The organism is Stenotrophomonas sp. G4 (genome assembly GCF_003428825.1).
Taxonomy (GTDB): Bacteria; Pseudomonadota; Gammaproteobacteria; order Xanthomonadales; family Xanthomonadaceae; genus Stenotrophomonas; species Stenotrophomonas indicatrix.
In genome coordinates this window covers 3,786,627-3,802,875 of the sequence record NZ_CP031741.1, presented here as the reverse complement: position 1 = coordinate 3,802,875, position 16,249 = coordinate 3,786,627, and the positions used below count along the sequence as shown (strand labels likewise).

The 16,249-nt window shown below is 66.7% G+C and carries 12 protein-coding genes and 1 pseudogene; 10 read left to right on the top strand and 3 right to left on the bottom strand.

The genetic code is table 11. The features are described 5' to 3' along the window. Positions 1-5: 5 nt before the first annotated feature. Positions 6-2,630, bottom strand: coding sequence for a TonB-dependent receptor (locus D0Y85_RS17355; RefSeq protein WP_117311395.1), 2,625 nt, complete (start codon positions 2,628-2,630; stop codon positions 6-8). A gap of 106 nt (positions 2,631-2,736) precedes the next feature. Then, positions 2,737-3,751 (bottom strand): annotated as a pseudogene (locus D0Y85_RS17350) (glucokinase family protein). Between the two features lie 385 nt (positions 3,752-4,136). Here D0Y85_RS17350 and D0Y85_RS17345 point away from each other — a divergent pair. From D0Y85_RS17345 to D0Y85_RS20920, 7 genes are all read left to right on the top strand, one after another. Then, a complete protein-coding gene (locus D0Y85_RS17345) occupies positions 4,137-5,429 on the top strand; it encodes a sugar MFS transporter (protein ID WP_025878685.1) in 1,293 nt (430 codons plus the stop codon). A gap of 39 nt (positions 5,430-5,468) precedes the next feature. Continuing rightward, positions 5,469-6,536 (top strand): LacI family DNA-binding transcriptional regulator, encoded by a 1,068-nt coding sequence (locus D0Y85_RS17340; protein WP_025878684.1) that lies wholly within the window; start codon positions 5,469-5,471, stop codon positions 6,534-6,536. Between the two features lie 7 nt (positions 6,537-6,543). Next, on the top strand, positions 6,544-7,572 hold the full coding sequence (locus D0Y85_RS17335; protein ID WP_025878683.1) for an SIS domain-containing protein: 1,029 nt from the start codon (positions 6,544-6,546) through the stop codon (positions 7,570-7,572). Then, positions 7,572-8,720: an N-acetylglucosamine-6-phosphate deacetylase gene (gene nagA, locus D0Y85_RS17330; protein WP_117311394.1), complete on the top strand. Its 1,149-nt coding sequence runs from the start codon at positions 7,572-7,574 to the stop codon at positions 8,718-8,720. The genes D0Y85_RS17335 and nagA overlap by 1 nt, the downstream gene beginning before the upstream one ends. Before the next feature lie 2 nt (positions 8,721-8,722). Beyond that, positions 8,723-9,790 (top strand): heparan-alpha-glucosaminide N-acetyltransferase domain-containing protein, encoded by a 1,068-nt coding sequence (locus D0Y85_RS17325; RefSeq protein WP_117311393.1) that lies wholly within the window; start codon positions 8,723-8,725, stop codon positions 9,788-9,790. A 324-nt stretch (positions 9,791-10,114) separates the two neighbouring features. Next, positions 10,115-12,019 (top strand): hypothetical protein, encoded by a 1,905-nt coding sequence (locus D0Y85_RS21010; protein WP_275897134.1) that lies wholly within the window; start codon positions 10,115-10,117, stop codon positions 12,017-12,019. An 86-nt stretch (positions 12,020-12,105) separates the two neighbouring features. Further along, complete coding sequence (locus D0Y85_RS20920) at positions 12,106-13,158, top strand: autotransporter outer membrane beta-barrel domain-containing protein (protein WP_240329274.1); 1,053 nt, start codon at positions 12,106-12,108, stop codon at positions 13,156-13,158. A gap of 286 nt (positions 13,159-13,444) precedes the next feature. On the opposite strand, the gene D0Y85_RS17315 is transcribed toward D0Y85_RS20920, so the two are convergent. Next, a complete protein-coding gene (locus D0Y85_RS17315; protein ID WP_117311392.1) occupies positions 13,445-13,867 on the bottom strand; it encodes a hypothetical protein in 423 nt (140 codons plus the stop codon). Positions 13,868-14,239: 372 nt separating this feature from the next. Here D0Y85_RS17315 and D0Y85_RS17310 point away from each other — a divergent pair, with 372 nt between their 5' ends. Genes D0Y85_RS17310 through D0Y85_RS17300 form a run of 3 tightly spaced genes read left to right on the top strand, consistent with a single transcriptional unit; the run spans position 14,240 to position 16,104 of the window. Continuing rightward, on the top strand, positions 14,240-15,280 hold the full coding sequence (locus D0Y85_RS17310; protein WP_117311977.1) for a S41 family peptidase: 1,041 nt from the start codon (positions 14,240-14,242) through the stop codon (positions 15,278-15,280). Positions 15,281-15,283: 3 nt separating this feature from the next. Further along, a complete protein-coding gene (locus tag D0Y85_RS17305; RefSeq protein ID WP_117311391.1) occupies positions 15,284-15,619 on the top strand; it encodes a hypothetical protein in 336 nt (111 codons plus the stop codon). Positions 15,620-15,669: 50 nt separating this feature from the next. Beyond that, positions 15,670-16,104, top strand: a complete 435-nt coding sequence (locus tag D0Y85_RS17300; RefSeq protein ID WP_025878675.1) for an SseB family protein — start codon at positions 15,670-15,672, stop codon at positions 16,102-16,104. The last annotated feature ends 145 nt before the right edge of the window (positions 16,105-16,249 follow it).

The window sequence follows — 16,249 nt, the reverse complement described above, 5'->3', positions numbered from 1 at the left end:
CAGGCTTAGAACTTGAAGTGCAGGGTGGCCATGTAGCGGCGGCCGCTCTTGTACTTGCCGGCCAAGTGTTCCTTGTCGCCCAGGTACTGGAAGTAGGTTTCGTCCAGCAGGTTCTGCGCATCCACCGTCAGCGACCAGTTGTCGTTGAAGGTGTAGCCGAAGCTGGCGCCCAGTTCTGCGTAATCGTCCACGCTGGAGGGGGCCGCGCCGGCCACGTAGCCGCCGGCCAGATAGCTGTCACGCCAGTTGTAGGTCAGGCGCGCATTGATCGGGCCCTTCTCGTAGTACGGGCTGAACGCAATGGCATTGCGCGACTGGTACGGCAGCGGGTCGCCGGTGTTGTTCTCGCCGTTGGCGTAGGTGTAGTTGCCGGTCAGGCCGAAGCCGCTTTCACCGAAGGGCTGCTGGAAGCTGATGTTGAAGCCCTTGACGTGGCCGCTGCCAGCGTTGCGCGGGCGCTGGATGCTGTAATCGCAGTAGCCATCGGCGGTGCAGCCGTTGCTGCCGACGATATTGGCCCAAGTGGCAGGCGAGGTGTCGCGGATCGAGTTGTACTGGCGCTCGATCGTAGCCGAGGTATCGATGTAGTTGTCGATCTTCTTGTAGAACACCGACCAGGCCACCACGGCCTGCGGCGCGTAGTAGTACTCGGCGGAGGCGTTGAAGTTCCACGACTCATACGGCGACAGATCGGCGTTGCCGCCCGAACCGGTCAGGGTGGTGTCGTTGAGGAAGGTGTTGTTGACCATCTGGTTGTACGGCGCCCAGGCGATCACCTTGGCTGCAGCAAAGCGGAACACCCAGTCGTTGTCGGTGTCCCAGGCCACGTTCAACGACGGCAGCACGAAGTCTTCCTTCTTGGTGCGGGTCTGCCACTTGCTGTCCAGGTCGGTCAGCGAGGGCGTGCCACCGTAGACGAAGCCGCTGCCTTCGGTCTTGGAATCGACGTAGCGCACGCCCAGGTTGCCGCGCAGCGGGCCGTTGGAGAAGTTCAGCTGCGCATAGGCGGCATTGTTGGTCTGGGTCAGCGCCCAGCTGTTGTTGAGGTAGCTGGCCGGATCGGGGTTGCTGTAGTCGATCGGGCTGTTGCGCACCCAGTTCAGCACGTTGTTGCGGCCGGCCTGCACGTGGCGGCCCTGGTCGGGGGTGAAGCCCTGGATATCGGTCAGGCCGATGGTGCCCACGTCGGCCAGCGTGCCCGGGGTGACGCCGCCATACACGTTGAGGGTGAAGGCTTCATCGTGCTTGCCGTGGCGCACGCCGAACTGCAGCTGGTTGAAGATGCTGTCGAACTGGACGTTGAAATCGAGCTGGGCGTAGGTGTCCTTGCTCTCGGTGGAGAACACGCCGTTGTTGCCGAACCAGCCACCGGCCGAACCCCAGTTGGCCGGATCCCGCGCGCCGGCCGGATCGTCGAAGGTGATGCCCTTGTCCATGTTCCAGCTGTAGCCGCCGTTGTAGAACGGCTCGATGAAGTACTGGGCCAGATTCTTGTTGTCGGACTTGCTCTGGCCGACCTGACCGGTCATGCCCCAGCCCTCGCCCTTCCACGCGCCGCGCAGGTCCACGCCCTTGGTGACCACTTCGGACAGGCGCACGTTGTTGTCATAGATCAGCGTACCGCTGTTGGCGGTGGCGCTGGCGTTGGAGTGGCCGCTGGTGGCCACGCCATTGCGCACGTCGCCAAGCTGGTTGACTGCGTTGACGGTGCCCGGGTTCCAGGTCAGGAAGGAATAAAGCGACTGGTTGTAGTTGTCGAACTTTTCCTTGATGTACATGCCGCTGAGGTTGAATTCCAGTTCATCGGTCGGCTTGAACTGCAGGTTGACCACGGCACTGTCACGCTTGCGCTCCTGCTGGAACCAGGCGGCGTTGAAGGAATTGGGCACGTCCACGTCGGCGGCCACGCCGGTGGCATTGGGGAAGGTGCTGGCCTTTGTGTAGCCGAACACTTCCTTGCCCTGGCGGTCGACGGCTTCTTCGTAGTGCTGGGCCGACACGGCCACGCCGAAGGTTTCGTCGTTGTTCTTCCAGCTGTACAGCACGGCGGCGTTCGGCTTGCCTTCGCTGGCCTGCTGGCTGTAGCTGTAGCCTACCGAGGCGGCCACTTCGTTCTGCTTCAGGTCCAGTGGCTGGCGGGTATGCATCAGCACGGTGCCGCCGAGGCTGCCTTCGGTCAGGCGCGCTTCGGACGACTTGAGGATCTCGGCGCGGCCCAGGATCTGGGGGGCCAGCAGCGTGTAGTCGAAGCCGCGGTTGGGTTGTTCGCCGTACAGCCAGATCGCCTGCGCCACCGGGTGGTTGTCGAGGAAGGACAGGTTGAGGCTGGGGTCGGTGCCGTCGATGCTGACGCGCTCGCCCTGGCCGAAACGGCGGTCGAGAGTAACGCCCGGAATCTGCGACAGCGCTTCAGCAACATTGGTGCTGGGGAATTTGCCGATGTCCTCGGCAGTGATCGCTTCGGACACACCAACGTTGTTGCGCTTGGTGTCCAGCGACTTTTCCAGGCTGGCGCGGATGCCCACCACCTGCACGGTGTCCAGGTCCTGCGGGCTCTGGTCCTGTGCGTGCGCCGAGAAGGCGAGGCAGCCGACGATGGCTGCCGAAAGCAGAGTCTTGCGGGTATTCATGATGTCTCTCCTCATCACTCGTTGGGTGCCGGCGGCGGCATGCGGATTGCGATTACGGCATGGAACGGAACGACGTGCTGCGATTGCGTTGAAGCCGATTGCAGGTTCAGGCGTCGGCGTGGAGCAGGTACCAGCTGGCAGCGCCGATCACGCCCAGCTGTCCGTGCTCGACCACCTTCACCGGGATGCGTGCCAGCGCCTCGCCCATCGGCCCCTTCTGCAGGTAGCGTTCGACGAAGGTGCTGGTACGCAGGTACTCGCGGATCTGCGGCAGGATCCCGCCGGCCAGGTAGACCCCGCCGTGGGCGCCATAGAACAGGGCCATGTCGCCGATGGTGCTGCCGAGCAGGCCGCAGAACACATCCAGCGCCTGACGCGCCAGCGGATCGGTGCCGGTCATCGCCGCAGCGGTGACCGCATCGGGGCTGGCCAGCGCCGGTGCCTGCCCTGCAGCGCGCAGATCGCACGGTACAGGTTCATCAGGCCGGGCCGGAAAGGGCATGTTCGATCGACACGTGCGCGCGGTCGCGCTGCATGTGGCGGACGATCGCCATTTCCAGTTCGGTGCTGGCGGCCAGGGTCGGCTGCCCGGCCTCGGTGGCCAGCACCACCGGGCCGTTGCCGGTGGGAATCCACAGCGCTGCGCCCAGGCCCGTGCCGGGGCCGACCACCAGGGTCGGGCCGCGCGGCGCCGTTTCCGGGCCGCACAGGTGCAGCACGCCGCTGGCATCGACCTGCGCGGCTGCGTAGGCCACCGCTTCGAAGTCATTGACGATGTGCACCCGCTGCAGGCCGAGGTCGGCCTCGATCTGCCGCGCCGACAACGGCCACGGCACATTGGCGGTGATCACCGTGCCGTCTTCGCGGGCGTAGCCGGCGGTGGCGACCACGCAATGCGACGGGCGCGGGCCTTCGGCCAGGAAGTCGGCGAGGATCGCGCTGAGCCCGGCGTGGTCGGCGTTGCGGTACTTGCGGTAATCGAGCACCTGCACCGGATGGGCATCGTCGCCGCTGGCCTGGACCCGGGCGACACGCACATGCGTGCCGCCAACGTCGGCAGCCAGGAACGAGGGCGCGACGCGGGACAGGACATGGGCCGGGGCGGGATGGCTGGCGGTCACGCGGGCTCCTGCTGCAGGTGGGGGCCGGCCCCGGGAAGGGCAACGATGGAGCCGGCGATTGGGCGGAGTCTGTAACCGCGTTGACAACGATGTCAACGAGTTCGTGACACTTTCGTTGCTGCGCCGCAACGAATGCAGATCGCCGTAAACGTTTACATGGCGTGAGTACTGCATCCCGGGCGGAACCGTTGCAGCAAGGGGCTTCAAGGGCCAAGCGCATTCAGCGGATGGCCGGGCAATGCGCTGGCGCAGTGCAGCATGAGGTGGGGTGACCCGTGCGTGGAAGTTGACAAACGGTCGCTGTCCATCGAAAGAATGTGACAACGTTGTTCCCAGCCACTCTCCGACGCCGTGTTCTGCGGCCGTCGCCGCAGGAGCCTTCCTGATGTCAGCCGTCCCCGCTGCAAGCGCACGCCCGAACGTGGCCTCGTCCATCGCCATTGTCGGCGTGCTGTTCTTCCTGATCGGCTTCTTCACCTGGCTCAACGGCCCGTTGATCACCTTCGTCAAACTCGCCTTCGAGCTCAGCGAGGTCGGCGCCTTCCTGGTGCTGATGGTGTTCTACCTGTCCTACTTCTTCCTGGCCCTGCCGGCGTCGTGGATCCTGCGCCGCACCGGCATGAAAAAAGGCCTTAGCCTGAGCCTGCTGGTGATGGCCGGTGGTGCGGCGTTGTTCGGTGAATTCGCCACCCAGCGCTGGTATCCCGGTGCACTGGGCGGCCTGTTCGTGATCGGTAGCGGCCTTGCGCTGCTGCAGACCGCGATCAACCCGTACATCTCCATCCTCGGCCCGATCGAAACCGCCGCACGGCGCATCGCAATGATGGGCATCTGCAACAAGATCGCCGGCATCCTTGCGCCGATATTGATCGGCACCCTGGTGCTGCATGGCATCGGTGATCTCGACGCCCAGGTGCAGGCCGCCGATGCGGCCACCAAGGCCACGCTGCTCAATCAGTTCGCGGCCAAGATCCACGCGCCGTATCTGGCCATGGCTGGTTTGCTGGTGCTGCTGGCGGTGGCGGTATTGTTCTCGCCGCTGCCCGAAATCAAGGCCTCCGAGGCCAATGCCACACCGGCCGGCGTGCCAGGCAAGGCCGAGCGCAGCAGCATCTTCCAGTTCCCGCATCTGTGGCTGGGCGTGCTCTGCCTGTTCGTCTACGTCGGCGTGGAAGTGATGGCCGGAGATGCCATCGGTACCTACGGTCATGGCTTCGACCTGCCGCTGGACCAGACCAAGATGTTCACCGCGTTCACCCTGTTTGCGATGCTCATCGGCTACGTGGTCGGCCTGGTGTTGATCCCGCGAGTGGTCTCGCAGTCGCGCTACCTGACCGTCTCGGCGGTACTGGGAGTGCTGTTCTGCCTGGGCGCCTTCTTCACCCACGGCTATGTGTCGGTCGCCTTCGTGGCACTGCTGGGCTTTGCCAACGCGATGATGTGGCCGGCGATCTTCCCGCTGGCGATCCGTGGCCTGGGCCGCTTCACCGAAACCGGTTCGGCGCTGCTGGTCATGGGCATCGCCGGCGGCGCGATCATTCCGCAGCTGTTTGCCGTGCTCAAGCAGCACATCGACTTCCAGCTGGTGTTCCTGCTGCTGATGGTGCCCTGCTACCTGTACATCCTGTTCTACTCGGTGGTCGGCCATCGCGTCGGCCTGCCGCAGGACAAGGTCTGATCGGCGATGATGGACGGCAGCCAACCCCAGGAAAAGCCGATGCGCAGAGCGACCATCAAGGACGTTGCCGAAAAGGCCAAGGTCTCGCTGAAGACGGTGTCGCGGGTGATCAACAACGAGCCCTCGGTGATGCAGGCCACCCGTGCGCGGGTGCTGCGTGCCATTGCCGAGCTCGACTACGAACCCGATCCGTCGGCGCGCAACCTGCGCAGCGGCACCACCTTCGTGATCGGGCTGGTGTACGACAACCCCAACCCGTACCACATCATCGGCGTGCAGAACGGCGTGCTCGCGGCCTGCCGCGAAACCGGCTTCGGCCTGCAGATCCATCCGTGCGATTCCAGTTCGCCGCTGCTGGCCGATGAACTGGCCGACTGGGTGCAGCGGTCGCGCCTGGCCGGGCTGGTGCTGACCGCACCGATGTCCGAACGTCGCGACCTGGTCCAGGCGCTCACCGCGCGCGGCATCAAGCTGGTGCGGATCATCGCCGCCACCGAAGATCCGGCCGATGGCGCCTGCGTGTTCGTTGACGACCGCGAAGCCGCCTATGAAATCACCGAGCACCTGATCCAGCTGGGCCACCAGCGCATCGGCTTCCTCTGGGGTGGCACCTCGCACCGTTCTTCGGGCGAACGCTACGCCGGTTACGAGGCCGCGCTGAAGGACTACGGCATGACCGTGGACAAGCATCTGGTGGTGCAGGGCGACTACACCTTCGACGATGGTTTCCGCGGTGCGCGGCGCCTGCTGGCACTGCGCGAACCGCCCACCGCCATTTTCGGTTCCAACGATGAAATCGCCGCCGGCGTGCTGGCCGCAGCGAAGTCGGCCGGGATGAACGTCCCCTACGACCTGTCCATTGCCGGCTTCGAGGACAGTCCGTTCTCGCGCCAGTCGTGGCCGCCGCTGACCACCGCCAAGCAGGCCACCGAAGACATCGCCCGCCATGCCGCGCGCCTGCTGATCGCACAGCTGCGCAGCGATGCCTACGACGATGCGCCGGCGCCGCTGCACAACCAGGGCTTCGTGCCGCAACTGGTGGTGCGCGGCTCGACCGCACCGATGCGTCCTGCCGCCGCTCGTCCCCTCCCTTCCGATCCTTCCTGAGCCTGCCATGTCGCTGTCCGATCCCACCGCCACCCTGATGTTCGCCGAGGCCGCCGAAGCGGCCGAGGTCGTTGCCCGCCAGTTCGCCCGCAACCACGCCGTGATGGAGACGCTGGCAGCCAGCCTGCGCGCTGCGCCGCCGCCGTTCGTAGTGACCTGCGCACGTGGCAGCTCCGACCATGCCGCGACCTACGGCAAGTACCTGCTGGAAACCCAGCTGGGCCTGGTCGTTGCCTCGGCCTCGCCATCGGTGGGTTCGGTCTACGCGGCACCGCTGCAGCTGCGCGGTGCGTTGTTCATTGTCATCTCGCAGTCCGGCAAGAGCCCGGACCTGCTGCGCAATGCCGAAGCGGCCAAGGCCGCTGGCGCGCGCGTGGTGGCGCTGGTCAACGTCGAGGATTCTCCGCTGGCACAGCTGGCCGACACGGTCATTCCGCTGCATGCCGGCGTGGAGAAGAGCGTGGCGGCGACCAAGAGCTACCTCGCTTCGTTGTCCGCGCTGCTGCAGCTGGCCGCGTACTGGAAGCAGGACAGCGCGCTGCGCAATGCACTGGACCTGCTGCCCGATGCGATGCGCGAGGCTTGGCAGTGCGACTGGAGCGCGGTGACCGATGGCCTGGTGGAGGCCAACAACCTGTTCGTGCTCGGCCGTGGCCTCGGCCTGGGCGCGGCGCAGGAAGCAGCGCTGAAGTTCAAGGAAACCTGCAGCCTGCATGCCGAGGCCTACAGCTCGGCCGAGGTCAAGCATGGTCCGATGGCGCTGGTCGATCGCGGCTTCCCGGTGCTGGCCTTTGCCCAGCCCGATGAGACCGGCGCCGGCACCCGCGCCGTGGCTGAAGAGTTCACCGCACGTGGCGCCAAGGTGTGGCTGGCCGGTGCCGGCGGCAACCTGCCGGTCGCTGCCGCGCCGCATCCGCTGTGCGCGCCGCTGCTGACGGTGCAGAGCTTCTACCGCGCGATCAATGCACTGGCGCTGCGCCGCGGCTTCAACCCGGATCTGCCGCCGCATCTGAACAAGGTGACGGAGACGGTGTGATGGCAACCGTCCTGCGCAATGCCCGCATTCTTGCCGGCGATGAGTTCCGCGATGATCTTGCGGTGGTGATCGAAGACGGCCACATCAGCGCGCTGCTGCCCGACGCGGCGCCGCAGCTGGGTACGGCCGACGAACAGCTGGATCTGGGCGGTGGCTGGCTGCTGCCCGGCTTCATCGATGTACAGGTCAACGGCGGTGGCGGCGCGCTGTTCAACAACACGCCCGACGTCGAGTCGCTGCGTACGATTGCCCGTGCGCATCGTCGTTTCGGCACCACGGCGATGCTGCCGACCCTGATCAGTGACGATGTGGTCGTGATGCGCGAGGCCATCAGCGCGATGCGCCAGGCCATCGCACAGGGCGTGCCTGGCGTGATCGGCATCCACCTGGAAGGCCCGTACATCGCACCGGCGCGCAAGGGCACGCACGATGCCAGCAAGTTCCGCGTGCCGGACGAGCAGGAAATCGAACTGGCGTCGTCGCTGGACAACGGCGTGACCCTGCTGACCCTGGCGCCCGAGCGCGTGCCGCTGGAGACCATCCGCGCGCTGGTCGAGCGTGGTGTGATCGTCGCTGCTGGCCATACCGCCGGTACCTATGAAGAAATCCGTGCCGGCCTCGATGCCGGCATTCGCGGCTTCACCCATCTGTACAACGCGATGTCGCCGCTGCAGGGCCGCGAACCCGGCGCGGTCGGCGCGGCGCTGGAAGATCGCGACAGCTGGATCGGCATCATCGTCGATGGCGTGCACGTGCATCCGGCCAGCCTGCGGGTGGCGCTGGCGGCCAAGCCGCGTGGCCGCCTGCTGCTGGTGACCGACGCGATGCCGCCGGTCGGTGCCGACGATCCGAGCTACGTGCTGTATGGCGAAACCATCACTGCCGTCGACGGTGTGGTGCGCAACGCGGCCGGTTCGCTGGCCGGTTCGGCGCTGGACATGGCCACTGCCGTGCGCAACACCGTGCAGTTGCTGCACCAGCCGCTGGCCGAAGCCGCGCGCATGGCATCGACCTATCCGGCGCAGTTCCTCAATGTCGATGATCGCCTGGGTTACATCGCCGAGGGCTACCAGGCCGACCTGGTGCTGCTGGACGACGCGCTGCAGGTGCGTGGTACGTGGATCGCCGGCCAGTACGAGGCGGCCTGACGATGAGCAGCGCGCCGCCACGCCGGTTGGGCTCGATCGACGCCCTGCGCGGCATGACCGTGGCGGCGATGCTGCTGGTCAACAACCCAGGGGACTGGAGCGCGGTGTTCGCACCGCTGCGCCATTCGGACTGGCACGGTTGTACGCCGACCGACCTGGTGTTCCCGTTCTTCCTGTTCCTTGTTGGCGTGTCGATGGCCTTCAGCGTCGCACCGCGCGCGCTGGATCCGGCCGCACGGCCTGCGCTTGCACGTGGCGTGCTGGAACGCGCGCTGCGCATCGCCGTTGCCGGTGTGCTGCTGCACCTGCTGGTGTGGTGGGCACTGCACACGCACCATTTCCGCATCTGGGGCGTGCTGCAGCGCATTGCGCTGTGCGCGGCCGTGGTGGGCGTGCTGGCGGTGCATGCGCGCCCGCGCGTGCAGGCGGCCGCGCTGGTGGCGCTGCTGGTGGGTTACGCCGCGCTGCTGCTGGGCGTGGGTGACCTGGCGCCGTGGACCAACCCGGCCAGTCGCCTGGATACCACCTTGTTCGCGCCATGGATCTACCAATGGCAGGCCGATACCGGTCTGGGCCATGACCCGGAAGGATTGCTGAGCAGTCTGGGCGCATTGGCCAGCACCGTGCTGGGCCTGCTGGCCGGGGGCCTGCTGCGCAGTGGCCGCGCCGGTGCATTGGCCGCGCTGGGTGCGGTCACCGCCGTGCTTGGCCTGCTGCTGGCAACCGTACTGCCGCTCAACAAGCAGCTGTGGACGCCCAGCTACGTGCTGTGGACCGGTGGCCTGGCCGCGCTGGCATTGTGGCTGGGCCACCTGCTGATCGACCGCAAGGGATGGCCGGCACTGGGCCGGCGCTTCGGCGTCAATGCCATCACCGCCTATCTGGGGGCCTCGGTGATGTCGGTGATCCTGTTGGCCACCGGCGCCTGGGGTTGGGTCTGGCAACAGTTGGCTGCAGCGATGCCACAGGCGCTGGAGCTGGCCTCGATGCTGCAGGCGCTGGCGTTCGTCGCGCTGTGGTGGGGCGTGGCGTGGTGGTTGGACCGACGTCGCATTTATCTGAAGATCTGAGCGCGGCAAAGATCGTGGAGAACGGCCCCTCCACGCATGGCGTGGATCTACTGGGCATGGCCCATCCGGGTGTGGATCCATGGCTGTCCAGGCGTGGCATGCCCGCTGTAAATCCACGCCATGCGTGGATGTTCCATCCGGGCGATGGGCAATGAATCGGTTCATCGACATGCGGGCTGCGTGACTACTTCCCGGTTTCACAACGAAAGCGTGACCGACTGCCGATAAGTTCACCTATCGAAACCATTCATGGCAGGGCAGACTGCATCAGCAGTGTCGTACAGAGCATCCGCAGTTCCTGATCCCCCGACCCAGGAGTGCTGTATGTCCCATGTCGTCCCGCGCGGATTCCGCCAGCGCCGCTTGACTGTTTCCCTGCTGCAGATCCTGGCGATGCCCTCGCTGCTCGCCCTGTCCGCCCCTGCCGCCTGGGCCGGGTGCGATGCGACGGCTCCCGTAGCCGGGCAGACGGTCACCTGCAGCAGCACCGCCCCCAATCCCGAGACAGCAGCCATCAGTGCCACTGGCGCGACGGGCATCACCGTGAATGTTGGCAATGGCGCGCAGCTGCAGCAGGCCGGCGCGGGCAGCGCCGTCTCCCTGCTCGGCGCGGGCGGGCACGTGCTCACCAATCTCGGTGCCATCAGCTCGGCGAGCGGTACCGCGGTACAGCTTGGCGGCGGCAGCCGCGTCGACAACACCGGCAGCATCAGTTCCGGCAGCGGTATCGCACTGCAGTTCAGCGGTGCCGGCGACAGCGAACTGGTCAACCGCGGCACCATCAGTGGCAGCAGCGGCGTGCAGTTCGGTGCCGGCAACGATCGTCTGCAGATGCTGGCCGGCAGCATCAGCGGCGGCGTGCAGCAGGGCGATGGCAACGATGTGCTGCTGCTCAGCGGCGGCACCATCGACAGCCTCGACCAGGGCAATGGCGATGACCAGCTGACCGTCAACGCCGGCACCATCACCGGGCTGGTGACGCAGGGCAGTGGCCGCGATGATTTCGTCATGGCCGGCGGCACCATCGGCGCCCTGCAGCAGGGCGACAACATCGACACCTTCCGCATGAGCGGTGGCCGCATCGTTGGCGCGTTCGAAGATGGCGACCAGGCATGGATGACCGGCGGCCGCATCGGCCGCGTCAACATGAAACTGGACAAGAACCTGTGGGACATGTCCGGCGGCACTGTCGACGGCAACGTGGTCACCGGCTTCGACACCGACACCATCATCATCTCCAACGACGCCTACATCGGCGGCAACATCAGCGTCAGTGGCGGCGCCGACAGCGTCACCATCACCGGTGGCACGGTGCGTGGCCAGGTGCTGCTGAGTACCGGCAACGACACCTTCAACTGGAATGGCGGCGGCATTGTCTACGGCGCCATCGACATGGGCCCCGACGATGACGTCGCGACCCTGGGCAATCTCAACCAGGCCAACCTCGGCGCTGTACCGCTGTTCGATGGTGGCACCGGCAGCGATCGCCTCAGCTTCAACAACCTCAAGACCGCTGGCGTCGGACGCTTCCAGAACTGGGAAGCGATCAGCCTGGCCAGCAGCACCGAGCTCACCTTCGATGGCGACCTCGTGCTGGGCGACAGTGCCACCGGCACCGGCAGCTTGAACGTGGACGAGACCAGCACGCTGTTCGCGGGTGGAGGCAACCATGCGATCCGTCCGTTCGCGGCAGCTGCGCTGGTGAACATGGTCAACGCCGGACGCATTGATCTGACCAACAACAGCGGCGCCGGCGATGCCTTCACCATCCGTGGCAACTACCGCGGCGACGGCGGCGGCGTGTACCTGCAGACCGCGCTGGGTGCAGACGACTCAGCCAGCGACCGCCTGGTCTTTGATGGCGGCACCGCCACCGGCAGCACCGGCCTTGGCATCATCAATACCGGTGGCGGAGGAGCGGCCACGCTGGTCGACGGTATCCTGGTGGTGCAGGCGCTGAACGGCGCAACCACCGCGCCAGGCGCGTTCTCGTTGTTCGCACCGGTCTCGGCCGGTGCCTACGAGTATTTCCTGTTCAAGGGCGGCGTCAGCGCCGGCACCGGCGAGAACTGGTACCTGCGTTCGACATTGGCGGCCGGGCCGACGCCCGCGCCGAACGGCGGCGGCGAAGTACTGCCACCGCCACCGCCGACGCCCCCGGTGGCGCCACCACCGCCGATTCCCCCGGCACCCCGCCGCCGCCAGAGGGTGCCACCGATCCGGACCTGACCGCAGGCGAGACCGCACCGCCGCCGCCGCCGCCGGAACCTGCGCCCGTAGCGCCGCCCAGTGATCCACCCGTACCGGACGTGCCGGTGGCCGGTGGCAGCCTGCCCGGTACCGGTTCGCCGCCGCCCAGTGCGGGGGCAAGGCCCGCCGCGCCGAACGAGAACGGCCTGGTGCCGCTGTATCGCCTGGAGACCGCGGCCTACGCCGTGGTGCCACCGCTGCTGCGCGAGACCTCGCTGGCCAGCCTGGGGACCTTCCATGAGCGCCAGGGCGAACAGCGCCTGCTGTACAACCAGGGCGCCTTCCGCACGGCATGGGGACGGCTGGTCGGGCAGAGCAGCGAGATCCACTGGAAAGGCGATGCACGGCCCGGCTTCGATGGTGACGTGATGGGTGTGCAGGCAGGTCTGGATGTGTGGGCTGCCAGCGGTGACAGCCACCGCAACCAGATCGGCGTGTTCGTCGGCCGCACTCGCGCCGATGGCAGGATCACCGGCCTGGCGGTGGGCTGGGACAACGTGTTGGTCGGCCAGAGCCGGTTGGACGACAAGCACGTGGGCCTGTACTGGACGTTGACCGACAGCAGCGGCGGCTACATCGACGCGGTGGCGATGCAGAGCCGCTACGACGGCCGCACGCGCTCCTCGCGCGGGCTGGGCATCGACCTCAAGGGCGATGGCACCACGCTGTCGCTGGAAGCGGGTAAGCCACTGCTGCAGTTCGGGCAGTCATCGTGGTGGCTGGAACCGCAGCTGCAGGTGATCTGGCAGCGCAGTTCACTGGATGACCAGCGTGATCTGGTGTCCACCATTTCCTTCGACAACGACAACGCCTGGACCGGCCGCGTCGGCCTGCGCTTGGCGGGCGATTACCAGTTGGCCGACAACGGCTGGCAGCCGTACTTCAAGTTGAACTACTGGCATGGCCGTTCGGGCGAGGACCGCATCCTGTTCGACAGCGACGCGATCATCAATTCGCAGCGCTCGCGTGCTGTGGAGGCCGGTGTCGGCGTGGTCGGGCGCTTCAACCGCACGATCAGTGCGTATGCCGTGGCCGACTACACCCGCGAGGTTGGTGGCAGCGACAACGGCAAGCGCCGCATCATCGAAGGCAACATCGGCCTGCGCGCGGACTGGTGACGATCGCCGCTTGGGTGGGTGTCGACCTCGGTCGACACGAATCCCTCCAGCGCCATGACCCGCTCTGGTGGGTGTCGACCTGGTCGGCACGAATCCCTCCAGCGCCATGACCCGCTCTGGCGGGTGTCGACCTCGGTCGACACGAATCCCTCCAGCGCCATGACCTGCTCCGGTGGGTGCCGACCTGGGTCGGCACGAATCCCTCAAGCGGCATGACCCGCTCTGGTAGGTGTCGACCTCGGTCGACACGCCTTTCCACCAATCAAGCAATCCCAACGCCGCTTCATCACAACGGCGAACGCCCCAGCAACGCGCCCGCGTGATCGGCCAGCAGCTGCACCGCGTGCAACAGCCCTTCCTCCGTCAGCGGCGGGCACTGCGCCTCCGCGTCGTCCAGTTCACGCGCGGCCTGCGTCGCCAGCAGCACACCCGCCAGCGCCGACAACGCCAGCAGGCAACGCGTGGTGCAGGCCAGATCGCGCGCACGCGCCGGCGTGATGCGCAGTTCCGTCCACGGCTCGCCGTCAGCGGCGTGGCAGCGCGTGACGTCGCGCAGCCGCTCGAAGAAGGCGGGCGTGGGGGCAGCTTCATCGGCTTCGGTCAGCGCGTCTTCCAGCGCTTCGGCGGTGGCGTTGGGCAGCTGCAGATCGGGCAGGGCATCACCCAGCAATGTGTGCAGGCGCGGATAGGTGGGGTAGGGCGTGGTCATGGCAACAACCTCATAGGGCTGGGCCACCTGCGGGATGCAAGGTGGCGGGCGGTGCGGGTTGGCGTGCCGGTCAAAATCCAAGCGAAAAAGCCGACGGATCGCGAGGATCCCCACGCACCGCCCACCATGGGCGAGCAGGTGCATTGTCGTGATTGCCGTTGAAGCGGCAACGCGATCGCTTGAATGTTTGATTCAGGACGCCAATCCCGGCCAGCGCAGGTGGCGCCGGCACAGCGACCTTCGCGCGTTTGCCAGCGTGCCGACATGGGCAAAGTTGTAAATCGCAGTCCGATCCTGACGTGCCTGATGCGACACGCCGCGCGGCGGCCAAGGCGTTATGCTTCGCCTTCATTCAACGACAGGGAGATGTCGATGCGGAACAGCAAAGGATTGCCGGGGCGTGCCCTCCTCATCGCCGCGCTGCTGGCAACGACCGCTGCCACTGCGGCCGACGCCATCGAGATTCCATCACCCGCCGCACAGGCACAGCTGCTGGACATGCTTGAACGCGAGGCGCTGTACCGAGGCAGGGTCGATTGGCCTGCCACGCGCACGCGGCTGAAGGATGCGCAGGGCGATCCGGCCAAGGTCCGGACCGTCCTGGCCGAGGCCATCGGTCGCAGTTCAGGCGGTCACGGCAGCTGGATGACCCCGCAACGACAGCAGCAACGTGTGGAGCGTTTCGCCCGCGAAAACGCCACCGCCGCTGCCCGCAGCGAAAGCGACGCCGCTCGCGCACGTGACCCGCGTATCGGCCAAGTGCTGATCGAGGGCTATGCGGCAGACCCCGGTGCGCCGCCGCAGCAGCTGCAGCAACAGAACATCCAGCGTGCGGTGCGTTGGCAGAACATCATCCGTGAAAAGGACAGCACGCCTCGCTGTGGCTGGATCGTCGACCTGCGCGACAACACCGGCGGCAACATGTGGCCGATGCTGCTGGGCGTTGCGCCGCTGCTGCGCACTTCGGCGATGGCTATCGAGGACGTGGGCTCATTCGAGACCGCCGACGGTCCGGTACGCTGGCAGACCACTGCCAGTGGCGTGCGCATGGGCGAGGCGACGCGCCTGGATTTCGGCCAGCCCGGCTATCTGCCCCGCCAGGTTGGCGCGCCGGTAGCGGTGTTGACCGGCCCGCGCACCGCCAGTTCCGGCGAAGCGACCGTACTGGCGTTCCGAGGCCGGGCGCAGACCCGCAGTTTCGGACAGCCCACGGCCGGTGTATCGACGGCCAACGTGGTGCGCCGGCTGGTGGACGGCAGCGCCTTGGTGCTGACCACCAGCGTCATGCGCGATCGCAACGGAAATGGCGATGGGCGGAAGATCGTGCCGGACCAGGCCACCGCTGGCGATGACGCCACGGTAGCGGCGGCCGAAGCCTGGTTGCTGGCCCAGCCGGCCTGCAAGGACGGCTGAGCCATGCTGCTGATCGGCCAACACGAGCGGGTGCTGATTGTCGGCCCCACCGAATCCCACCACTGCCTGCGCTGCCAGACCGAAACCGAATTCGCCCCGCAGCTGCGCTACAGGATGGCGCGCATCGACCTGCTGTTCGGCTTCGTCTACCAGCGCCGCTACGAGATGGCCTGCACCGGCTGCGAGCACGGCTGGGTGCTGGATACCGAAAGCATGGACCAGCAGCTGGGCGGGGTGCCGATCCCGTGGCGACACCGCTTCGGCCTGCCGGTGATGCTGGTGGTAGTAGCCGGGCTGGCGGTGGCGGGGTGGATGTGGCGGCATGGACACGTCGCTTGAAGACGCGGCCTGCTAAAGTTGCAGCCAGCAACCACGTACCGGAACCGACCATGGACCACGAAACGCCGTTCGAACCAGCCAACGACCTGGAAGTGCGCCTGCTGCAGGCCCAGGACGGAACCCTCACGGCCTCGCAGTTCCTCGACGGCCTGCTGACCGCGCCGGTGTTCGTGCTGCTGGACAAGGCCATCGGCGAAGACGGCGCCTGGGACGAGAGCATTTCGCCGCTGGTGCTGACCAGCGAAAGCGGCGAGCCGATGTTTGCGGTGTTCACCGCGCCCGAGCGCGCGGAGATCTGGCACGAGCAGCTGCCGCAGTTTGCCCACGCCATGCCCATCGCGGTGCATGCGCTGCTGTCGGGCATCGGCGAGGGCGTCGGCCTGGTGCTGAACCCGGGCCTGGACGTGGGCATGGAGATGATCCCCGATGCGGTGGAGCAGTTGAAGCAACGCGCGGCGGCGATCACCCGTGGGATGGCGCACTGAGAGTCCCCGCGCCCAGCTCGCTGCCGTTTTCAGACAGGCCACTTGGCAGATGCAGTCCTCCTGTTCCGGTCCTGGTCGGCGTTTCGTATTTTTCCTAGCGAGCGCGGCACGTAGGTAGCGCCTGCGTTTCGCGGTAGACCTGTCT

Bases quoted from the DNA above. Each gene is read 5' to 3' on its own strand.
- D0Y85_RS17355 (WP_117311395.1), bottom strand. From the start codon at position 2,630: ATGAATACCCGCAAGACTCTGCTTTCGGCAGCCATCGTCGGCTGCCTC.
- D0Y85_RS17345 (WP_025878685.1), top strand. From the start codon at position 4,137: ATGTCAGCCGTCCCCGCTGCAAGCGCACGCCCGAACGTGGCCTCGTCC.
- D0Y85_RS17340 (WP_025878684.1), top strand. From the start codon at position 5,469: ATGCGCAGAGCGACCATCAAGGACGTTGCCGAAAAGGCCAAGGTCTCG.
- D0Y85_RS17335 (WP_025878683.1), top strand. From the start codon at position 6,544: ATGTCGCTGTCCGATCCCACCGCCACCCTGATGTTCGCCGAGGCCGCC.
- nagA (WP_117311394.1), top strand. From the start codon at position 7,572: ATGGCAACCGTCCTGCGCAATGCCCGCATTCTTGCCGGCGATGAGTTC.
- D0Y85_RS17325 (WP_117311393.1), top strand. From the start codon at position 8,723: ATGAGCAGCGCGCCGCCACGCCGGTTGGGCTCGATCGACGCCCTGCGC.
- D0Y85_RS21010 (WP_275897134.1), top strand. From the start codon at position 10,115: ATGTCCCATGTCGTCCCGCGCGGATTCCGCCAGCGCCGCTTGACTGTT.
- D0Y85_RS17315 (WP_117311392.1), bottom strand. From the start codon at position 13,867: ATGACCACGCCCTACCCCACCTATCCGCGCCTGCACACATTGCTGGGT.
- D0Y85_RS17310 (WP_117311977.1), top strand. From the start codon at position 14,240: ATGCGGAACAGCAAAGGATTGCCGGGGCGTGCCCTCCTCATCGCCGCG.
- D0Y85_RS17305 (WP_117311391.1), top strand. From the start codon at position 15,284: ATGCTGCTGATCGGCCAACACGAGCGGGTGCTGATTGTCGGCCCCACC.
- D0Y85_RS17300 (WP_025878675.1), top strand. From the start codon at position 15,670: ATGGACCACGAAACGCCGTTCGAACCAGCCAACGACCTGGAAGTGCGC.